The sequence below is a fragment of the Actinacidiphila sp. bgisy145 genome, from assembly GCF_057708125.1.
In genome coordinates this window covers 106,154-127,363 of sequence record NZ_JBYIRL010000008.1, presented here as the reverse complement: position 1 = coordinate 127,363, position 21,210 = coordinate 106,154, and the positions used below count along the sequence as shown (strand labels likewise).

Annotated in this window: 16 protein-coding genes; 14 read left to right on the top strand and 2 right to left on the bottom strand. The window is 73.4% G+C overall.

Features of this window, described 5'->3' with window-relative positions; all coding sequences use genetic code 11:
- Positions 1-45: 45 nt before the first annotated feature.
- The 5 genes from AC3ERT_RS09585 to ftsY all read left to right on the top strand — a co-directional run bounded on the left by AC3ERT_RS09585 (position 46) and on the right by ftsY (position 8,267).
- Positions 46-3,852, top strand: coding sequence for an AAA family ATPase (locus tag AC3ERT_RS09585; protein WP_435173625.1), 3,807 nt, complete (start codon positions 46-48; stop codon positions 3,850-3,852).
- Between the two features lie 226 nt (positions 3,853-4,078).
- Positions 4,079-5,509 carry a sugar porter family MFS transporter gene (locus AC3ERT_RS09580; RefSeq protein WP_435130823.1) on the top strand — a complete coding sequence of 477 codons (1,431 nt, stop codon included), beginning with the start codon at positions 4,079-4,081 and terminating at the stop codon, positions 5,507-5,509.
- A gap of 101 nt (positions 5,510-5,610) precedes the next feature.
- On the top strand, positions 5,611-6,444 hold the full coding sequence (locus AC3ERT_RS09575; RefSeq protein WP_435173623.1) for an alpha/beta fold hydrolase: 834 nt from the start codon (positions 5,611-5,613) through the stop codon (positions 6,442-6,444).
- A 22-nt stretch (positions 6,445-6,466) separates the two neighbouring features.
- On the top strand, positions 6,467-7,042 hold the full coding sequence (locus AC3ERT_RS09570; RefSeq protein WP_435130948.1) for a TetR/AcrR family transcriptional regulator: 576 nt from the start codon (positions 6,467-6,469) through the stop codon (positions 7,040-7,042).
- A gap of 16 nt (positions 7,043-7,058) precedes the next feature.
- Positions 7,059-8,267: a signal recognition particle-docking protein FtsY gene (gene ftsY / locus AC3ERT_RS09565; RefSeq protein ID WP_335981591.1), complete on the top strand. Its 1,209-nt coding sequence runs from the start codon at positions 7,059-7,061 to the stop codon at positions 8,265-8,267.
- 111 nt (positions 8,268-8,378) lie between these two features.
- On the opposite strand, the gene AC3ERT_RS09560 is transcribed toward ftsY, so the two are convergent.
- Positions 8,379-9,101, bottom strand: a complete 723-nt coding sequence (locus AC3ERT_RS09560; RefSeq protein WP_435173621.1) for a bifunctional DNA primase/polymerase — start codon at positions 9,099-9,101, stop codon at positions 8,379-8,381.
- Positions 9,102-9,292: 191 nt separating this feature from the next.
- Here AC3ERT_RS09560 and nsdA point away from each other — a divergent pair, with 191 nt between their 5' ends.
- The 6 genes from nsdA to AC3ERT_RS09530 all read left to right on the top strand — a co-directional run bounded on the left by nsdA (position 9,293) and on the right by AC3ERT_RS09530 (position 17,558).
- Positions 9,293-10,762: a transcriptional repressor NsdA gene (gene nsdA, locus AC3ERT_RS09555; RefSeq protein ID WP_435130827.1), complete on the top strand. Its 1,470-nt coding sequence runs from the start codon at positions 9,293-9,295 to the stop codon at positions 10,760-10,762.
- A 195-nt stretch (positions 10,763-10,957) separates the two neighbouring features.
- A complete protein-coding gene (locus AC3ERT_RS09550) occupies positions 10,958-12,286 on the top strand; it encodes an ammonium transporter (protein WP_335981585.1) in 1,329 nt (442 codons plus the stop codon).
- Complete coding sequence (locus tag AC3ERT_RS09545; RefSeq protein WP_328469991.1) at positions 12,283-12,621, top strand: P-II family nitrogen regulator; 339 nt, start codon at positions 12,283-12,285, stop codon at positions 12,619-12,621. Before AC3ERT_RS09550 ends, AC3ERT_RS09545 begins: the two co-directional genes overlap by 4 nt.
- Positions 12,622-12,783: 162 nt before the next feature.
- Positions 12,784-15,216: a [protein-PII] uridylyltransferase gene (locus AC3ERT_RS09540; protein WP_435130830.1), complete on the top strand. Its 2,433-nt coding sequence runs from the start codon at positions 12,784-12,786 to the stop codon at positions 15,214-15,216.
- Between the two features lie 108 nt (positions 15,217-15,324).
- Complete coding sequence (ffh, locus tag AC3ERT_RS09535) at positions 15,325-16,872, top strand: signal recognition particle protein (protein WP_435130832.1); 1,548 nt, start codon at positions 15,325-15,327, stop codon at positions 16,870-16,872.
- A gap of 116 nt (positions 16,873-16,988) precedes the next feature.
- Complete coding sequence (locus AC3ERT_RS09530) at positions 16,989-17,558, top strand: GNAT family N-acetyltransferase (protein ID WP_435173619.1); 570 nt, start codon at positions 16,989-16,991, stop codon at positions 17,556-17,558.
- 117 nt (positions 17,559-17,675) lie between these two features.
- On the opposite strand, the gene AC3ERT_RS09525 is transcribed toward AC3ERT_RS09530, so the two are convergent.
- Positions 17,676-18,203 (bottom strand): ribonuclease FAU-1 family protein, encoded by a 528-nt coding sequence (locus AC3ERT_RS09525; RefSeq protein WP_435173617.1) that lies wholly within the window; start codon positions 18,201-18,203, stop codon positions 17,676-17,678.
- A 126-nt stretch (positions 18,204-18,329) separates the two neighbouring features.
- Between AC3ERT_RS09525 and proS the strand changes: the two genes are divergently transcribed.
- The 3 genes from proS (at position 18,330) to rpsP (ending at position 21,210) form a co-directional block, all read left to right on the top strand.
- Positions 18,330-19,742: a proline--tRNA ligase gene (proS, locus tag AC3ERT_RS09520; protein ID WP_435173615.1), complete on the top strand. Its 1,413-nt coding sequence runs from the start codon at positions 18,330-18,332 to the stop codon at positions 19,740-19,742.
- 289 nt (positions 19,743-20,031) lie between these two features.
- Positions 20,032-20,622 (top strand): hypothetical protein, encoded by a 591-nt coding sequence (locus AC3ERT_RS09515; RefSeq protein ID WP_435130839.1) that lies wholly within the window; start codon positions 20,032-20,034, stop codon positions 20,620-20,622.
- A 147-nt stretch (positions 20,623-20,769) separates the two neighbouring features.
- On the top strand, positions 20,770-21,210 hold the full coding sequence (gene rpsP, locus AC3ERT_RS09510) for a 30S ribosomal protein S16 (RefSeq protein WP_202236462.1): 441 nt from the start codon (positions 20,770-20,772) through the stop codon (positions 21,208-21,210).

The following is a 21,210-nucleotide window of genomic DNA, read 5'->3' as shown; positions in this document are numbered from 1 at the left end:
CGGATTCCTCGGTGAAACCGCACCTGCCGGGTAGAGTCGACCGGCGTGCATCTCAAGAGCCTCACGCTGCGCGGCTTCAAGTCATTCGCCTCCGCGACGACGCTGCGCTTCGAACCCGGAATCACCTGCGTCGTCGGGCCCAACGGCTCCGGCAAGTCCAACGTCGTGGACGCGCTGTCGTGGGTGATGGGCGAGCAGGGGGCCAAGTCACTGCGCGGCGGCAAGATGGAGGACGTCATCTTCGCCGGCACCACCGGGCGCCCCCCGCTGGGCCGCGCCGAGGTGTCGCTGACCATCGACAACACCGACGGCGTGCTGCCGATCGAGTACGCCGAAGTCACCATCACCCGGATCATGTTCCGCAACGGCGGCAGCGAGTACCAGCTCAACGGCGACACCTGCCGGCTGCTGGACATCCAGGAACTGCTCTCCGACTCCGGCATCGGCCGCGAGATGCATGTCATCGTCGGCCAGGGCCAGCTGGACTCCGTCCTGCACGCCGACCCGATGGGCCGCCGCGCCTTCATCGAGGAGGCGGCCGGCGTCCTCAAGCACCGCAAGCGCAAGGAGAAGGCGCTGCGGAAACTCGACGCGATGCAGGCCAACCTCGCCCGCGTCACCGACCTCACCGGCGAACTGCGCCGCCAGCTCAAACCGCTCGGCCGGCAGGCGCAGGTCGCCCGCCGCGCCGCCGTCATCCAGGCCGACCTGCGCGACGCCCGGCTGCGGCTGCTCGCCGACGACCTGGTGACACTGCGCGAGGCACTGCGCGCCGAGGTCGCCGACGAGGCCGCGCTCAAGGAGCGCAGGGCCGCCGTCGAGACCGAACTCGCCGCCGCGGTGCAGCGCGAGGCCCGCCTGGAGGAGCAGGTGCGGGCCCTGACACCGCGGGTCAACGACGCGCAGGCCGCCTGGTACGCGCTCTCCCAGCTCACCGAACGGGTGCGCGGCACCATCGGGCTGGCCGAGCAGCGCCACCGGCACGCCACCGGCCAGCCCGCCGAGGAGCGGCGCGGCCGCGACCCGGAGGACATGGAGCGCGAGGCCGCCCGTATCCGGGAGCAGGAGGCCGAACTCACCGAAGCGCTCGACGCGGCCGAACGCGCCCTGGAGGACACCGTCGGCCACCGCGCCGAACTCGAACGCCGCCTCGCCGAGGAGGAGAACCGGCTGCGCCAGGCCGCCCGCGCCATCGCCGACCGCCGCGAGGGTCTGGCCCGGCTGAACGCCCAGGTCAACGCGGCCCGCTCCAAGGCCGGTTCGGCCGAGGCCGAGATCGGCCGGCTCGCCGCGGCCCGCGACGAGGCCCGCGAGAGGGCCGAGTCCGCGCAAGGCGAGTACGAGGAACTGCGCGCCCAGGTCGAGGGGCTGGACGCCGACGACAGCGAACTCGAAGCCCGCTTCGAGGCCGCCCGCGCCGCGCAGGCCGCCGCCGACGAGGAGTTCAGCGCCGCCCGGGAGGCGGCCACCGCCGCGGAGCGCCGCCGCGCCGCCGTCGCCGCCCGCCGCGACGCGCTCGCCCCGTCGCTGCGGCGCAAGGACGGCACCGGCGCGCTGCTGGCGCGGGCCGGGACACCGGACGGCCTGGACGGCGTCCTCGGCTCGGCCGCCGAACTGCTGCACGTCACCCCGGGGTACGAGGTCCCGCTCGCCGCGGCCCTCGGCGCGGCCGCCGACGCGGTTGCCGTCACCGGCCCGGCCGCGGCCGCGGACGCGCTGCGGCTGCTGCGCAAGGAGGACGGCGGCCGCGCCGCGCTGCTGCTGGCCCTGCCGTCCGGAGGCGCCGATCCGGTCCTGCCCGGGCAGAGCGCGGGGGACCGTACCCGGCCGGAGCACGGGCCGGGGCCGGGGCCCGTCGCACCCGCGGCCGGCGCGCCCCCGTACGGCGGTGCGGCCGGGGACCGCGCGGACCCGGGCCGGCCGGGCGCCGCGCCGTATGCCGACCGGGAGCGTACGGCGGCGGCCGTCGCGGGCTCGGGGGTGCCGGCGCCGCGGCCGGAGGAGGCGGGGCTGCCCGGGCAGGCGCGGCCCGCGGTGGAGCTGGTCGCCGGGGACGCCGGCCTGCTGCCCTCGGTACGGCGGCTGCTGGACGGTTTCGTGGTGGTGCCGACGCTGGAGGACGCGCAGGAACTGGTTGCCGCGCACCCGGAGCTGACCGCGGTGACCGCCGAGGGCGACGTGCTGGCCGCGCACATGGCGCAGGGCGGTTCGGCGAAGGCGCCCAGCGTCCTGGAGGTGCAGGCGCAGGTCGACGAGGCGGACGCGGAGCTGGAGCGGCTGGCGGGTCAGTGCGCGGAGCTGGCCGAGCGCCAGCAGGCGGCCAGGGACCGCCGGGCGGCCGCGGCGCGCGAGGTCGACGAGCTGGGGCAGCGGCGCCGCTCGGCGGAGAAGGCGAAGTCGTCGGTGGCGCAGCAGTTGGGCCGGTACGGCGGGCAGGCGCGGGCGGCGGCCGGGGAGGCGGAGCGCGCGGCGGCGGCCGTGGTCCGGGCGCAGGAGTCGCTCGCCGCGGCGCGCGAGGAGCTGGAGGAGCTGTCCTACCGGCTGGGCGAGGCGCAGGAGGAGCCGGGCGAGGAGGAGCCGGACACCTTCGCCCGGGACCGGCTTGCGGCCGACGGTGCGAACGCGCGGCAGACCGAGATGGAGGCGCGCCTGCAGGTGCGCACCCACGAGGAGCGGGTCAGGGGTCTGGCCGGGCGGGCCGACGGGCTGGACCGGGCGGCCCGCGCCGAGCGGGAGACCCGGGCGCGGGCCGAGCGGCGGCGGGCCCGGCTGGCGTACGAGGCGTCGGTGGCGGCGGCCGTCCTGGCCGGCGCGCGCGGGCTGCTGGCGTGCGTTCAGGTGTCGCTGGGCCGGGCGGAGGCCGAGCGGGTCGCCGCCGAGCAGGCCAGGGCCGAGCGGGAGGCGGAGCTCGGCGCGGAGCGGCGGCGTGGCCGGGAGCTGAAGTCGGAGCTGGACCGGCTGACCGGGGATGTGCACAAGGGCGAGGTGCTGGGCGCCGAGAAGCGGCTGCGGATCGAGCAGTTGGAGGCGAAGGCGCTGGAGGAGCACGGCATGGAGCCGGCCGGGCTCGTGGCCGAGTACGGGCCGGGGCTGCCGGTGCCGCCGTCGCCGCCCGCCGAGGGCGAGGTGCTGCCCGAGGACCCGGCGCACCCGCGCAACCAGCCGGTGCCCTACGTCCGCGCCGAGCAGGAGAAGCGGCTGCGGGCGGCGGAGAAGGCGTACGCACAGCTCGGCAAGGTCAACCCGCTGGCGCTGGAGGAGTTCGCGGCCCTGGAGGAGCGGCACAAGTTCCTCACCGAGCAGCTGGAGGACCTCCGCAAGACCCGCGCCGACCTGCTCCAGGTGGTCAAGGACGTCGACGAGCGGGTGGAGCAGGTCTTCACCGCGGCCTTCCACGACACCGCGCGGGAGTTCGAAGGCGTCTTCTCCCGGCTCTTCCCGGGCGGCGAGGGGCGGTTGGTGCTGACCGACCCGGACAACATGCTCACCACAGGGGTGGAGGTTGAGGCACGGCCGCCGGGGAAGAAGGTGAAGCGGTTGTCGCTGCTGTCGGGCGGTGAGCGCTCGCTGACCGCGGTGGCGATGCTGGTGTCGATCTTCAAGGCGCGGCCGAGCCCGTTCTACGTGATGGACGAGGTCGAGGCGGCGCTGGACGACACCAACCTGCAGCGGCTGATCCGGATCATGGAGGAGCTCCAGGAGAGTTCGCAGCTGATCGTCATCACGCACCAGAAGCGGACGATGGAGGTCGCCGATGCCCTGTACGGAGTATCGATGCAGGGCGACGGGGTGTCCAAGGTGATCAGCCAGCGGCTGCGGGACGGCAAGCGGACGGCCGCCAAGGCCGACTGAACCTTCACAACCTGAACTCGTCTTCCTGCCTCACCTGGGTTTCCCAGGTGAGATAGCTAACGTGCGCACGATTGCGCCCTCTTCTGATTTCTTGTGTTCGAAAGTTGTATGCATAATCTCTGAGCGTTTGCCTATACGTCCGAGTGGTGGCCGCTCCAACGGCGGCCAACACTGGAAGATCCGAACCCTCATGTGAGGGCTCGCCGCCGAGCCCCAGGAGCGCAACTTGACCAGCACCGCATCAGCGGCCGGCACCTCTGGCCGGGTCCCGCCGCCGACCGAACACCTCGGCCACGTCATCTTCATCACCGCCGCCGCCGCGATGGGCGGCTTCCTCTTCGGCTACGACAGCTCGGTGATCAACGGCGCGGTCGAGGCGATCCGGTCCAGGTACGGCATCGGGTCCGCGGCCCTCGCCCAGGTCATCGCGATCGCCCTGATCGGCTGCGCGATCGGGGCCGCCACTGCGGGCCGGATCGCCGACCGCATCGGCCGCATCCGCTGCATGCAGATCTCCTCGGTGCTCTTCACCATCAGCGCGGTCGGCTCCGCGCTGCCGTTCGCCCTGTGGGACCTGGCGTTCTGGCGGATCGTCGGCGGCTTCGCGATCGGCATGGCCTCGGTGATCGGCCCCGCCTACATCGCCGAGGTCTCGCCGCCGGCCTACCGCGGCCGGCTCGCGTCCTTCCAGCAGGGCGCCATCGTGCTGGGCATCGCCATCTCCCAGCTCGTCAACTACGGCATCCTGCAGTCCGCCAACGGCGACCAGCGCGGCACGGTGCTCGGCCTGGAGGCGTGGCAGGTCATGCTCGGGGTGATGGTCATCCCCGCGGTCATCTACGGGCTGCTGTCCTTCGCCATCCCCGAGTCGCCGCGGTTCCTGCTGTCGGTCGGCCGGGACCGGGAGGCCCGCGCGGTGCTCGCCGACGTCGAGGGCAAGGACACCGACCTCGACGCGCGCGTCACCGAGATCCGCACCGCCATGCGCCGCGAGCACAAGGCGAGCTTCCGCGACCTGCTCAACCCCAGGTCCGGCCGGATGCCCAACTTCCTGCCCATCGTCTGGATCGGCATCGGGCTGTCGGCGTTCCAGCAACTCGTGGGCATCAACGTGGCGTTCTACTACTCCGCCACGCTCTGGCAGTCCGTCGGCATCGACCCGAGCAGCTCGTTCCTGTACTCCTTCACCACCTCGATCGTGAACATCATCGGCACGGTGATCGCCATGATCTTCGTGGACCGGATCGGCCGCCGCCCGCTGGCCCTGATCGGCTCCGCCGGCATGACCGTCGCCCTTGCCCTGGAAGCCTGGGCGTTCTCCTCCAAGCACGGCGCGACCCTCCCCACCGCCGAGGGCACCGTCGCCCTGGTCGCCGCGCACTGCTTCGTGCTGTTCTTCGCGCTGTCCTGGGGCGTCGTCGTCTGGGTCTTCCTCGGCGAGATGTTCCCCAACAAGATCCGCGCCGCGGCCCTGGGCGTCGCCGCCGCCGCGCAGTGGATCGCCAACTGGGCCATCACCGCGAGCTTCCCCAGCCTCGCCGACTGGAACCTGTCGGGCACCTACGTCATCTACACCTGCTTCGCCCTGGTCTCCATCCCCTTCGTCCTGCTCTTCGTCAAGGAGACCAAGGGCAAGTCCCTGGAGGAGATGGGCTGACCGCGCGGGCCCGCTCGGCCGGGTGGAGCCGTTGACAAGCTCGGTTAATGAGATTAGCTTTTAGCTAACGAAGTTAGCCGCGCTGGGCCGGAGGAGACGCCATGACCGAGTACCTCGCCGTCGGGGACGGCACGATCGCGTACGAGCTGAGCGGAACCGGCCCGCTGGTCGTGCTGGCGCACGGGATGGGGGACAGCCGCGCCTCGTACCGCGCGGTGGTTCCCGCGCTGGTGGACGCGGGCTACCGGGTGGCCGCGGTGGACCTGCGCGGCTGCGGCGAGTCCAGCACGCGGTGGCCGGAGTGGAGCCGTGCGGCGATCGCGGGGGACCTGCTCGCGCTGATCCGGTACCTGGGCGGCCCGGCCGTCATCGTCGGGCACTCGATCTCCGGCGGCGCCGCCACCATCGCCGCCGCGCGGGAGCCCGCGCTGGTCAGCGCGGTGGTCGAACTGGGGCCGTTCACGCGCAAGCAGTCGTTCGCACTGGGCGACCTGCGGGTGAAGCGCTACCGGCAGGGCCTGCTGCGGCTGGCCGGGGCCGCGCTGTTCGGCAGCGTGCGGCTGTGGAAGGCGTACCTCGACCTGGCCACCCCCACCAAGCCCGCCGACTGGCAGCAGCGGATCGGCCGGATCGACGCGACCATGCGCGAGCCGGGCCGGATGAAGGCGATGCAGCTCATGGGCCGCGCCGCCCCGGCGGACGCCGGCGAGCAGCTCGCCCACGTCACCCGGCCCGTCCTGGTGGTCATGGGCACGCTCGACCCGGACTGGGCCGACCCGCACGCCGAGGGCGCCGCGATCGTGGCCGGACTGCCGGACGGGATCGGCCGGCTGGAGATGGTCGAGGGCGGCGGGCACTACCTGCACGACCAGTACCCCGACCAGGTCGCCGCCCTGGTGCTGGACTTCCTGCGGACGCAGGCCGCCCGTGCCTAGGGCCGGACTGGACCGGGCGGCCGTGGTCGCCGCCGGCGCCGACCTCGCCGACGAGGTGGGCCTGGCCCGGCTGACCATGGGCTCGCTCGCCGAACGGCTCGGCGTGCGCACCCCCTCGCTGTACAAGCACGTCGCCGGGCAGGACGACCTCAACCGCCGGATCGCGGTCCTGGCGCTGGCCCAGGCCGCGGACGCCGTCGGGAGCGCGGCTTCGGGGTACGCGGGCCGCGACGCGCTGGCCGCCGCGGCACGCGCCTTCCGCGCGTTCGTCGTGGCGCACCCCGGTCGGTACGCCGCGACCGTCGGCGTGGAACCCGCCGGCCCGGACGACCCGCTGGCCGCCGAGGGGCGGCGGCTGCTCGACTCCTTCATGGCGGTGCTGCGCGGCTACGCGGTCGCGCCGAAGGACGTGGACCACGCGCTGCGCACCCTGCGCAGCCTCTGCCACGGCTTCGCCACCCTCCAGGCGGCCGGCGGCTTCCAGTGGAGCGCCGACATCGACGAGAGCTTCGAGTGGCTGATCGCCTTCGCCGACCAGGGACTGCGGGCCGCCACGGCGCGGGTCGCGCCGGTTGGGACGGCGGCGACCCGGGAGTAGGGATACTGGGGGGGCTATGGAAACCGTCATCCTTGTCGTCGTCATTGCCCTGGTCGTGGTCCTCGGGGCCGGCGGGCTGGTGGTCGGCAGCCGCCGCAAGAAGAAGCAGCTGCCGCCGTCCCCCCCGAGCACCCCGACGATCACCAAGCCTCCCGCCGAACCGCACGTCGGGGATGAGGCCGCGCCCCCGCGGGAGGAGCCCCGCCGGACCATCGAGGAGGTTCCGCTCCCCGGCGCGACCGCCGCGCCCGAGGCCCCCGAGGAGGTGCAGCTCCCCGAAGAGGTCGTCATCGAGCGGCCCGAGCCGACCGCGGGCCGGCTGGTACGGCTGCGCTCGCGCCTGTCCCGCTCGCAGAACTCGCTCGGCAAGGGCCTGCTCACCCTGCTGTCGCGGGAGCGGCTGGACGACGACACCTGGGAGGAGGTCGAGGACACCCTCATCACCGCCGACGTCGGCGTGACCCCGACCCAGGAACTCGTCGAGCGGCTGCGCACCCGGGTGCGCGTGCTGGGCACCCGCACCCCCGAGGAACTGCGCACCCTGCTGCGCGAGGAGCTGGTCGCGCTGGTCGACCCGTCCCTGGACCGCACCCTGCACACCGACAGCCACGAGGAGTCCCCGGCCGTCGTGCTGGTCGTCGGCGTCAACGGCACCGGCAAGACCACCACCACCGGCAAGCTCGCCCGGGTGCTGGTCGCCGACGGCCGCAGCGTGGTGCTGGGCGCGGCCGACACCTTCCGGGCCGCGGCCGCCGACCAGCTCCAGACCTGGGGCGAGCGCGTCGGTGCCCGCACCGTCCGCGGCCCCGAGGGCGGCGACCCCGCGTCGGTCGCCTTCGACGCGGTCAAGGAGGGCATCGCCGAGAGCGCCGACACCGTCCTGATCGACACCGCCGGGCGGCTGCACACCAAGACCGGCCTGATGGACGAGCTGGGCAAGGTCAAGCGCGTGGTCGAGAAGCACGGCCCGGTCGACGAGGTGCTGCTCGTGCTCGACGCCACCACCGGGCAGAACGGCCTGGTGCAGGCCCGTGTCTTCGCCGAGGTGGTGGACATCACCGGCATCGTGCTCACCAAGCTCGACGGCACCGCCAAGGGCGGCATCGTGGTCGCGGTCCAGCGCGAACTGGGCGTCCCGGTCAAGCTCATCGGGCTCGGCGAGGGCGCCGACGACCTCGCGCCCTTCGAGCCGGAGGCGTTCGTCGACGCGCTGATCGGCGAGTAGCCGAGCCATGGTGACGCCGGAACCCCACCCGGCGCACGCGTAAGGGGCGCCCCTGCAGAGGGGCGCCCCTTACACATGACGGGCGGCTGCCGCGTACGCGGCCGATCGCGGCTACCCGCAGTCCCGCGTGCGGTGCGCCACGTACGCCAGCGTGCCCAGCACGAGGCGGGCCTCCGGCGGCTGCGGCAGCGAGTCCAGCCGCGGCTCGCGCAGCCACCGCACCGGCCCCAGCCCGCCGAAGTCCGACGGGGGAGCCACCACATGGTCGCCCGGGCCCAGGCAGCGCAGGTCCAGCCGCGCGTCGTCCCAGCCCATCCGGTACAGCAGCTGCGGCAGTTCGGCCGCCGCGCCCGGCGCCACGAAGAACCGCGCCCGCCCGGTGGGCGTCAGCAGTACCGGCCCCAGGTGCAGCCCCATCCGCTCCAGCCGCACCAGCGCCCGGCGGCCCGGCAGTTCGGCCACGTCGAGGATGTCGAAGGTCCGCCCGACCGGCAGCAGCACCGAGGCGCCCGGCATCCGCTGCCACATCCGCTCGGCCGCCTGGAGCCCCGCCCCGGCCGGGACCTCGGCCATCGGGTCCAGCGGGTGCGCGCCCGGCTCCTTGCACCGCACGTCCCCGCAGGAGCACACCTCGCCGCCGCGCCCCGCCCGCGCCCCCGGCGCCACCGTCCAGCCGCACAGCCCGGTGTACTCGGCGACGGTGCCGCACACCGCCGCACGCGCCCTGCGGCGTACGGCACTCCACCCGCCGGGGAGCGCCGCCGCCCGTGCAGCGTGCCGCACGACGGCCCGCTGCTCCCGCGTCTCGCGCATGCTGCCGATCGTGAACACCATGACCCCTCCAACGGATCGCGCCGGCCGTTGGTTACGCACGCGCAAGGCGGCGGTCCCGGCGGCATGTGTCAAGTGAATCGCTCGCAGACGCCCCGGAGTTCATCCGATGGGGTGGCGAATGGTGGCGTTTCCGCAATTGCGGTCCCGCGGCATATGGCCGGGGGATACGTTACGTATGAAGCAGAAGCGGGATGGGGGCGCGGCCGGTGACCGGGACAGCGGACAAGCAGCCCAACGCGCAGTTGACCTCGTGGTTCGTGCGCAGCGGCTGGTCCAAGGGTGAGCTGGCGCGCCAAGTCAACCGCAGGGCACGGCAGTTGGGCGCCCACCACGTCAGCACCGACACGTCAAGGGTTCGCCGGTGGCTGGACGGCGAGCAGCCCCGCGAACCCATCCCGCGCATCCTGTCCGAGCTGTTCTCCGAACGCTTCGGTTGCGTCGTCCCCGTCGAGGACCTCGGGCTGCGCTCGGCCCAGCAGCCGCCCTCCGGCGGCGACATCGACCTGCCCTGGGCCGGCCCGCAGACCGTCCAGCTGATCAACGAGTTCTCCCGCAGCGACCTCATGCTCGGCCGCCGCGGCTTCCTCGGCGCCTCCCTCGCACTGTCCGCGGGACCCGCCCTGCTCGAATCCATGCAGCGCTGGCTGGTACCGGCCTCCACCGCGCCCCGCCCGCCCGCAGCGGCCGCGGGCCTGAGCGGCGGCCGGGTGGCCCGGCTGTCCGAGCAGGAACTGCAACTCCTGGAGTCCACCGCGGCGATGTTCCGCGACTGGGACAGCCAGTGCGGCGGCGGACTGCGCCGCAAGGCCGTCGTCGGCCAGCTGCACGAAGTGACCGACCTCCTCCAGGAACCGCACCCCGAGCCCGTCACCCGCCGGCTCTACCGCGTCACCGCCGACCTGGCCGCCCTCGCCGGCTGGATGAGCTACGACGTGGGGCTGCAACCGATCGCCCAGAAGTACCTGGTGCTCGCGCTCCACGCGGCCAAGGAGGCCGGCGACCGCCCGCTCGGCGCGTTCGTGCTGTCCTCGATGAGCCGCCAGATGATCCACCTGGAGCGCCCCGACGACGCCCTGGAACTCATCCACCTCGCGCAGTACGGCAGCCGCGACTCGGCCGGCGCCGCCACCCAGTCGATGCTCTACGCGCTGGAGGCCCGCGCCTACGCCAACATGGGCCAGGTCAACAAGTGCCACCGCGCGGTCCGGATGGCCGAGGACACCTTCACCGACGCCCGCCCCGGCGAGGAGCCCGCCTGGATCAGCTTCTTCACCGAGGCCGAACTGCACGCGGAGAACGCGCACTCCTACCGCGACCTCGCCTACGTCGCCGGCCGCAGCCCGACGTACGCCTCCCTCGCCCAGCCCGAGATGCGCCAGGCCGTCGAGGGCTTCCGCACCGACCCCGTCCACCAGCGCGCCTACGCGCTGAACCTGGTCGGCATGGGCACCGTGCAGCTGCTGATGCGCGACCCCGAGCAGGCCGCGCACTACACCGACCAGGCCATCGCCGTCGCCAAGCGGGTCCGCTCCGAGCGCGTGAACACCCGTATCCGCAAGACCACCCATGCCGCCGTCCGCGACTTCGGCGACGTACCCGAAGTGGCTCAGCTCGCCGAGCGGCTTTCCGAGGAACTCCCGGAAGTCGCCGAGTCCGCGTAATCCGCTTCCCCACCCGTATACATCCTTCACCGAACACCCGGATGGTTCATCTCCGCGTAACACGGGTGACTTCTTCGTCACTGCGGTGAAACATCCTATGGCATCGGGTGAAACCCGCCTCGGCCAACCTCTAGGCCCATACCGGCCCACCCCTGCACCGCCCGCACGGGCCGTTCGGATGACGAGGAGACGCCGATGGCACCAGCCATCATCACACTGGCCGCGGACGCGCCCAAGCTCGACACCGGCAATACCGCATTCCTGCTCCTGAGCTCCGCGCTCGTGATGCTGATGACCCCGGGGCTGGCGTTCTTCTACGGCGGAATGGTCCGCGTGAAGAGTGCCCTGAACATGCTGATGATGAGTTTCATCAGCCTCGGGATCATCACCCTGCTGTGGACCGGATACGGATTCAGTTTCGCGTTCGACGGCGACCACGGCGGATTCCTCGGCGGCACCGGCTGGCTCGGCCTGCGCGACATCGCACCGGACGACCTGTGGGGCGCCACCGGCACCCCGGTCTTCGCGTTCGCCGCGTTCCAGCTGATGTTCGCCGTCATCACCCCGGCCCTGATAAGCGGCGCCCTGGCCGACCGGGTGAAGTTCACCGCCTGGTCGCTGTTCATCGCCGTCTGGGCGACCGTGGTGTACTTCCCGGTCGCGCACTGGGTGTGGGGCGGCGGCTGGCTCGGCAAGAAGGGCGTCATCGACTTCGCCGGCGGCACCGCGGTGCACATCAACGCCGGTGCGGCCGCCCTCGGCGTGATCCTCGTCATCGGCAAGCGGGTCGGCTTCAAGCGCGACCCGATGCGCCCGCACAGCATGCCCTGGGTGATGCTCGGCGCCGGCCTGCTGTGGTTCGGCTGGTTCGGCTTCAACGCCGGCTCGGAGATCACCTCCGACGGCGTCGCCTCCACCGTCTTCATCAACACCCAGATCGCCACCGCCGCCGCCATGATCGGCTGGCTGGCCTACGAGCGGCTGCGCCACGGCTCCTTCACCACCCTGGGCGCCGCCTCCGGCGCCGTCGCCGGCCTGGTCGCGATCACCCCCTCCTGCGCCTCGGTCAGCCCGCTCGGCGCGATCGCGGTCGGCGTCATCGCCGGCGTCATCTGCGCCGCCGCGGTCGGCCTGAAGTACCGTTTCAACTACGACGACTCCCTCGACGTCGTCGGCGTCCACATGGTCGGCGGCATCGTCGGCTCCCTGCTGATCGGCCTGCTGGCCACCGGCGGCGTCGGCCAGGACGTCAAGGGCGTCTTCTACGGCGGCGGCTGGCACCAGTTCGGCATCCAGGCCATCGGGGTCTTCGCGGTCCTGGGCTACTCCCTGGTCTGCTCCGCGATCCTCGCCAAGCTGATCGACATGGCGATGGGCTTCCGGGTCGCCGAGGACGTCGAGATCAGCGGCATCGACCAGGCCGAGCACGCCGAGACCGCCTACGACTTCACCGGCGTCGGCAGCGTCTCGCACGCGGCCCCCGCGGGCACCCAGGCCGCCGCGACCAAGAAGGTGGACGCGTGAAACTCATCACCGCCGTCGTGAAGCCGCACCGGCTCGACGAGATCAAGGAAGCCCTCCAGGCGTTCGGCGTGCAGGGCCTGACCGTCACCGAGGCCAGCGGCTACGGCCGCCAGCGCGGCCACACCGAGGTCTACCGGGGCGCGGAGTACACCGTCGACCTCGTGCCGAAGATCCGGATCGAGGTCCTCGTCGAGGACGCCGACGCCGAACAGCTCATCGAGGTCGTCGTCAAGGCGGCCAGGACGGGCAAGATCGGAGACGGGAAGGTGTGGAGCCTGCCGGTCGACACGGCCGTCCGGGTCCGCACCGGCGAGCGCGGCCCCGACGCGCTCTGACGACCCGCGGGTGCGATCGGCGGCGGGCGGGCACGGCGCTCCCCGGCGCCCGGCCCCCCGGGCGGGACAGGCTGCGCCAGGCAGCCGGCCGCCGACCGCACCCCGGGCCGCAGGCCCCGGCCACCTCGCGCCGCGGCCCGACCACGACACAGCGGAGCACGAGTGACCGACAGCGTCGAAGCGGAAGGCCACGGCTATGCGGCGGCCCGGCTGCGCCTCCTCACCGAGGAGGGGCGGTCCGGGCCGCCGCGCCGCGCCGCCCTCGCCACCCTCACCGACCAGTGGCTGGCCGCGCTGGCCACCGACGCCGCACGCGAGACCGGCGCCACCGACTGGGCGCTGGTCGCCGTCGGCGGCTACGGCCGCGGCGAGCTGTCCCCCCGCAGCGACCTCGACCTGCTGCTCCTGCACGAGTCCCCACGCTCCGCCGCCGCCCTCGCCGACCGCCTCTGGTACCCGGTGTGGGACCTCGGCCTCGCCCTCGACCACTCCGTACGCACCCCGGCGGAGGCCCGCGGCACCGCCGCGGACGACCTGAAGGTCCACCTCGGCCTGCTGGACGCCCGGCACATCGCCGGGGACACCGCCCTCACCGCCGGCCTGCGCAGCACCGTCCTCGCCGACTGGCGCAACCAGGCCCCGAAACGGCTCCCCGCGCTGCACGAGATGTGCGCCGAGCGCGCCGAACGCCAGGGCGAGCTGTCCTACCTGCTCGAACCCGACCTCAAGGAGTCCCGCGGCGGCCTGCGCGACGCCACCGCGCTGCGCGCCGTCGCCGCCTCCTGGCTGGCCGACGCCCCCCGCGAGGGCCTCGAAGAAGCCCGCAGCAGGCTGCTCGACACCCGCGACGCCCTCCACCTGGCCACCGGCCGCGCCACCGACCGGCTCGCCCTCCAGGAGCAGGACCAGGTCGCCGACGCCCTCGACCTGCCCGACGCCGACGCCCTGCTCCGCCAGGTCTACGAGGCCGCCCGCCGGATCGCCTACGCCTCCGACGTCACCTGGCGCGAGGTCGCCCGGGTGCTGCGCGCCCGCGCGTCCCGCCCGCGCCGCCGCGGCCTGCTCGGCCGCGGCCGAGCTCCCAGCCCCCAGGCGGCCGCCGAACGCGTCCCGCTCGCCGAGGGCGTCGTGGAGCAGGAGGGCGAGGCGGTGCTCGCGCTGGCCGCCAAACCCGAACGCGACCCCGTGCTGCCGCTGCGCGCCGCGGCCGCCGCCGCCCAGGCCGGCCTGCCGCTGTCCCTGCACGCCGTCCGGCGCCTGGCGGCCACCGCCCGGCCGCTGCCCGTGCCGTGGCCGGCCGAGGCCCGCGAGCAACTGCTCACCCTGCTGGGCGCCGGCGAGTCCGCCGTGCCGGTCTGGGAGGCCCTGGAGGCCGAGGGCCTGATCACCCGGCTCCTCCCCGACTGGGAGCGGGTGCGCTGCCGCCCGCAGCGCAACGCCGTGCACCGCTTCACCGTCGACCGGCACCTGGTCGAGGCGGCCGTCCAGGCGTCCGGCCTCACCCGCCGGGTCGGGCGCCCCGACCTGCTGCTCACCGCGGCCCTGCTGCACGACATCGGCAAGGGCTGGCCGGGCGACCACAGCGAGGCCGGCGAGGTGATCGCCCGCGACGTCGCCGCCCGGATCGGCTTCGGCCCGGCCGACGCCGACACCCTCGCCCTGCTGGTCCGCCACCACCTGCTGCTCATCGACACCGCCACCCGCCGCGACCTGGACGACCCCGAGACCGTCCGCACGGTCGCCGAGACCGTCCGCGACACCTCCACCCTGGAACTGCTCGCCGCCCTCACCGAGGCCGACGCGCTGGCCACCGGGCCCGCCGCCTGGAGCACCTGGCGCGCCTCCCTCCTGGCCGACCTGGTCGAACGCGTCGCCGGCGCCCTGGACACCGGCGACCTGCCCGACAGCGCCGACCGCGAGCCCACCGCCGAGGAGGAGCGCCTGGCCATCGAGGCGGCCCGCACCGGCGGCCCCGTACTGGCCCTGCACGCCAAGGCCGAGCCGGAACCGGAAGGCGACGCCCAGGACGAGGCGCTCGGCGTCGAACTGCTGCTGGCCGTACCCGACCGGCCGGGCCTGCTCGCCCACGCCGCCGGGGTGCTGGCCCTGCACCGGCTCACCGTGCGCGCCGCCGACCTGCGCGCGGTCGACCCGGTGGGGGAGGGGCCGGTGGCCCTGCTGAGCTGGCGGGTCTCCGCGGAGTACGGGGCGCTGCCCGAGGCCGCCCGGCTGCGCGCCGACCTCGCCCGCGCCTTCGACGGCTCCTTGGACATCGAGGCGCGGCTGGCCGAGCGGGAGGCCGCCTACCCGCGCCGCCGCGGGGTGGTGCCGCCGCCGGCCCGGGCCACCGTCGCCCCGGGGCACACCTCGCAGACCGCCACCGTGCTGGAGGTCCGCGCCCATGACGCCCCGGGCCTGCTGCACCGGATCGGCCTGGCGCTGGCCGCGACCGCCGTCACCGTGCGCTCCGCACGCATCTCCACCCTGGGCGCCAACGCGGTCGACGCCTTCTACCTCGTTGGCAAGGACGGCGACCCGCTGCCCGCGGCCCGCGCCGCGGAAGTGGCCCGCCAGGTCGAGGCCGCCCTGCGCTGACGGCCGATTCCGGCGGGTTCCGCCCGGGGCATCCGGCTCGGCGCGCGGGCCGGATACCCTGGAGGGCGACTGTCTTCCGCCCCCGACCCCTGAGGACCTGCGACCACCGTGTTCGACACTCTGTCTGATCGCCTCGCGAATACCTTCAAGAGCCTCCGGGGCAAGGGCCGCCTGAGCGAGGCGGACATCGACGCCACGGCACGCGACATCCGCGTCGCGCTGCTGGAAGCCGACGTCGCGCTCCCGGCGGTGCGGGCCTTCATCGCCAACGTCAAGCAGCGCGCCCTGGGCGCCGAGGTCTCCCAGGCACTGAACCCGGCGCAGCAGGTCATCAAGATCGTCAACGACGAGTTGGTCACGATCCTGGGCGGGGAGACCCGGCGGCTGCGGTTCGCCAAGCAGCCGCCGACCGTGATCATGCTGGCCGGCCTCCAGGGCGCCGGCAAGACCACGCTCGCGGGCAAGCTGGGCCGCTGGCTGAAGAAGGAGGGCCACGCCCCGCTGCTGGTCGCCTGCGACCTCCAGCGCCCCAACGCGGTCAACCAACTCTCCGTCGTCGCCGAGCAGGCGGGTGTCGCGGTCTACGCGCCCCAGCCGGGCAACGGCGTGGGCGACCCGGTCCAGGTCGCCCGGGACTCCATCGAGTACGCCAGGACGCAGCAGTACGACATCGTCGTGATCGACACCGCCGGCCGGCTCGGTGTCGACCAGGAGATGATGCAGCAGGCCGCGGACATCCGGGACGTCACCCGCCCCGACGAGATCCTGTTCGTGGTCGACGCGATGATCGGCCAGGACGCGGTGAACACCGCGGAGGCCTTCCGCGACGGCGTCGGCTTCGACGGCGTGGTGCTCTCCAAGCTCGACGGCGACGCCCGCGGCGGCGCCGCCCTGTCGATCGCGCACGTCACCGGCAAGCAGATCATGTTCGCCTCCAACGGCGAGAAGCTCGACGACTTCGACACCTTCCACCCCGACCGCATGGCGTCGCGGATTCTGGACATGGGTGACGTCCTGTCGCTGATCGAGAAGGTCGAGCAGACCTTCAGCCAGCAGCAGGCCGAGGAGATGGCCGCCAAGCTGGCCAAGGGCCCCAAGGAGTTCACGCTCGACGACTTCCTGGCGCAGATGGAGCAGGTCCGCAAGATGGGCTCGCTCTCCAAGCTGCTCGGCATGCTGCCGGGCATGGGCCAGATCAAGGACCAGATCAACAACCTGGACGAGAAGGACGTCGACCGCACCGCCGCGATCATCAAGTCGATGACGCGCGCCGAGCGGGCCGACCCGCACATCATCAACGGCTCGCGCCGGGCCCGGATCGCCAAGGGCTCGGGGGTCGAGGTCAGCGCGGTCAAGAGCCTGGTGGAGCGGTTCTTCGAGGCGCGCAAGATGATGTCGCGGATGGCGCAGGGCGGCGGCATGCCGGGGATGCCCGGGATGCCGGGCATGGGCGGCGGCCCGGGCCGGCAGAAGAAGCAGCAGAAGCAGGCCAAGGGCAAGCGGCAGTCGGGCAACCCGATGAAGCGCAAGGCCGAGGCGGCCGCGGCCGCGGCGCGCCGCGAACAGCAGCAGCAGGGCGGCGGCGCGGGCCCGGCGGAGCTGCCGGGCGGCAAGGACTTCGAACTGCCGGACGAGTTCAAGAAGTTCATGGGCTGACCTGGCGTCAGCAAGGGGGTCGGCGGTCGCGGACCGCCGGCCCCCGCCGCTGTGCGCGGTGCGGGGCCCTGTGCGGACAGCGCGCGGCGGCCGCGGTCGGCTGGGATGATGCGATCATGCGTATTTCGATCCGCGAGCCCCGGCTGGGGGACGCCCAGGCCCACCGCGCCGCCGTGCTGCGGTCCGCGGCGCACCTGCGGCCGTGGAACCCGGTCGAGCCGGACGCGCTGCCCGAGCTGCTGCGGCGGCAGGGCGACGGCCTGCGGACGTTCCTGATCCTCGACGAGGACGAGGACGAGGACGAGGGCGAGGACGGGGCGGCCGCGTCCGGCGCCGCCGGGGGCGGGATCGTCGGCGTGTGCAACGTCGCCAACATCGTGCTGGGCCGCTTCCGCAACGCGGCGCTCGGCTACGACAGCTACCTGCCGTACGCGGGCACCGGGCGGATGACCCGCGGGCTGCGGCTGGTGGTCGACCGCTGCTTCGCCGCCCGGCCGGGCGGGCTGGGGCTGCACCGGCTGGAGATCAACGTCCAGCCGCACAACGACCGTTCGCTGGCGATGGCCCGGCGGCTGGGCTTCCGGCACGAGGGCTTCTCCCCGCGCATGCTGTACATCAACGGCGACTGGCGGGACCACGAGCGGTTCGCGCTCACCGCCGAGGAGTGGGGCGCCGCGCAGCCGTAGCGGCGTTCGGCGCGCTGCGCGGGCGGTCACGGGGCAGGGAGTGCAGGGGCCAGGGCCGCAGGTCGCAGGTCGCGGATCACCGGTCACAGGCCGCGTATCACAGGCCGCGGGCGCGGGTCACAGCAGGGAGGGCAGCCCATCGGTCCTGGCCACCCGCTCCAGCTCGTCCAGCGCCCGCACCGCCCGGTCGGCGGCGGCCGGGTCCTTGGCGGCCAGTCCGCTCGCCGCGAACTCGTCCTCGTCCAGCCGCAGCACGTCGGCGCCGTCGGCGGACACCCACAGGTCGAGGTCCAGGTCCTCCGACAGCAGCGTGCCGCCCTCGACGGCGACCGGGCGCGTGACGTCGCAGTACCAGCCCTTCAGGGCGCCGGCCGGGTCGCGCACCTCCTTGACCGCGTACCAGCGGTCGCGCCAGTAGTGCTCGGTGAACACGTCGCCGGGCGCGAAGCGCACGAAGCCGAAGTCGCGGACGGCGGGCAGCGACCAGGGCGCGGTGACGGTCACCCGGACCCCGTCGTCGAAGCGCACGGTGGCGTCGTAGCGGACCTTCTCCCGGCCGGCCTTCAGCAGGCGGACGACGGCGGGGGAGCCGGCGGGCAGCGGTGCGGGCGGCTGGGTGTGCGGCGGGGCGGGCGGAGTCGGCATGCGGCCACTGTGGCCGAGCCGGCGCCCGGCGGCCAGCCGTTTTCCCCCGCGCCGCGCCGCGGGCGGCCGGGTGCCCCGGCGGCAACCGATTCACGCTGCGGCGGCGCGGGGCCGTACCATCGGCCCATGGCTAAGGCTCCCGTTCTCACCCCCCAGGCGGACGACTTCCCGCGCTGGTACCAGGACCTGATCAACAAGGCCGAACTGGCCGACAACGGACCGGTGCGCGGCACCATGGTGATCAGGCCGTACGGCTACGGTCTGTGGGAGCGGATGCAGGCCGACATGGACGCGCGGATCAAGGCGGTCGGCGCGCAGAACGCGTACTTCCCGCTCTTCATTCCGCAGTCGTACCTGACCCGCGAGGCCGAGCACGTGGAGGGCTTCGCGCCGGAGCTGGCGGTGGTCACCCACGGCGGCGGCAAGGAGCTGGAGGAGCCGATCGTCGTCCGGCCGACGTCCGAGACGATCATCAACGAGTACTTCTCGAAGTGGGTGCAGAGCTACCGCGACCTGCCGCTGCTGATCAACCAGTGGGCGAACGTGGTGCGCTGGGAGCTGCGGCCGCGGCTGTTCCTGCGGACCACCGAGTTCCTGTGGCAGGAGGGGCACACCGCCCACGCCACCCAGGCCGACGCCCGCGAGTTCGCCTCCCGCATCCAGTACGACGTCTACGCCGACTTCATGGAGAACGTCCTGGCGATGGACGTGGTGCCGGGCCGCAAGACGGCCAGGGAGCGGTTCGCGGGCGCGATCAACACCCTCACCCTGGAAGGGATGATGGGTGACGGCAAGGCGCTCCAGCTGGGCACCAGCCACGAGTTGGGGCAGAACTTCGCCAAGGCGTTCAACACCTCCTACCTGTCCAAGGAGGGCACCCAGGAGCACGTCTGGCAGACGTCCTGGGGCAGCACCACGCGGATGATCGGCGCGCTGGTGATGATGCACGGCGACGACAACGGGCTGCGGGTGCCGCCGAAGCTGGCGCACGTGCAGGTCGTCGTCCTGGCGATCAAGGACGACGAGGCCGTGGTGGGGAAGGTGCGCGAGGTCGGCGAGCAGCTGCGCGCGGCCGGGCTGCGGGTCGTCGTGGACGACCGGACGGACACCCCGTTCGGCCGGCGGGCGGTCGACTGGGAGCTCAAGGGCGTGCCGGTGCGGATCGAGATCGGCCCGCGCGACCTGGCCGGCGGCACCGCGATGCTGGCCCGCCGCATCCCCGGGGGCAAGGAGCCGGTCGCGCTGGACGCGCTCACCTCGGTGCTGCCGAAGGTGCTGGAGGAGGACCAGGCGCTGCTGCTCCAGGAGTCGCGCGACCGCCGGCTCGCCCGGACCGTGGACGTGGCGTCGGTCGGCGAGGCGGTCGAGGCCGCGGCCGACGGCTGGGCCCGCATCCCGTGGGCCGACCTCGGCCCCGAGGGCGAGGCCAAGCTCGCCGAGCAGGGTGTGTCGGTGCGCTGCCTGGTCGCCGAGGACGGCTCGGTGCCGGTCGCGGACGACGCCCCGGGCACCGTGGCGATCGCGGCCCGCGCCTACTAGATCGCGGCCCGCGCCCACGAGGCCGCCGTCGGGCGGTGCCTAAGGGCCGGCGGGCGGCTCCCCGCGGCGCTCCCGGCCGCGTCCGCTGACCGACCCTCGGCGTACGGAATATGTTCATACGTCCGCGCTTGGGGCGGGTGCGCAGGTTCACCGGTGTTACTCCGGTCCCTCCGCACCCGCCCCGCGTCATGCGTATCCATGCGCAACATCCGGAACTGACCGATCAGTGCAAATTAATTGGGCTGGCCCGGAATAGGAACACCGGGGGCGCCCGGCTCGTTGTCACGGCGTGAGCACGACACCACCTGTTCTCGCCGCCGAGCTGGCAGTCGCCTGGGCCGATATTCAACGGCACCACCCCGAGCTGCCCGATCTGGCCGCGCCCGAGTCCCTGATCGGCGAGTCCTCGTCCGCCTGCGGCACCGAGCTCTCCTTCGAAAGGCTGCTGCACGAAGCCGTGCACGGCATCGCCGCGGCCCGCGGCATCCGCGACACCTCGCGCGCCGGCCGCTACCACAACCGCAGATTCCTCACCATCGCCGACGAGATGGGGCTCGACCACGCCGACGAGCCGCATCCCAGCAGCGGCTTCTCGCTCGTGGTGATGCGGCCCGACACCCGCAAGCGCTACCGGGCCACCATCGAGCGGCTCCAGCGCGCGCTGAAGGCGCACTCCGCGGCCACCACCGACGACACTGCCCGCTCCTTCCGCGGACCTGCCGCCCGGCACGGCTCCTCGGGCGGCGGCGTGCGGGTCAAGGCCGTCTGCGACTGCGGGCGGAATGTCCGGGTGGTGCCCTCGGTCCTCGCCCAGGCCCCGATCATGTGCGGAGCCTGCGGGCAGCCCTTCCGCATCCCGGAGGTCGTTGGGGTCGCCTGACTGTGGCAGAATGTTCAGCTGAGAACTCGACAGCCGTGCAGGAACCCTCTCTCCTTCGGCTGACGCGTCCGCCGGGCGCACGACCTCCACAACCCCACGTGGCCGTCCGCGTGCCCAAACACGTCAACTCCAGGAGAACCCACTCCCGTGGCAGTCAAGATCAAGCTGAAGCGCCTGGGCAAGATCCGCGCGCCTCACTACCGCATCGTCGTCGCCGACTCCCGTACCCGCCGTGACGGCCGGGCCATCGAGGAGATCGGCCTGTACCACCCGGTGCAGAACCCGTCGCGCATCGAGGTCGACTCCGACCGCGCGCAGCACTGGCTCTCCGTCGGCGCGCAGCCGACCGAGCCCGTGCTCGCCATCCTGAAGCTCACCGGCGACTGGCAGAAGTTCAAGGGCGAGCCCGCCCCGGCCCCGCTGCTCCAGCCGGAGCCGAAGGCCGACAAGCGCGCGCTGTTCGAGGCCGCGGCCAAGGACACCGCCGACGAGCCGAAGGGTGAGGCGATCACCCCCAAGGCGAAGAAGGCTGACAAGAAGGCCGACGACGCCGAGGCCACCGCCTCGGCCGAGTCCACCGGGGCCTGA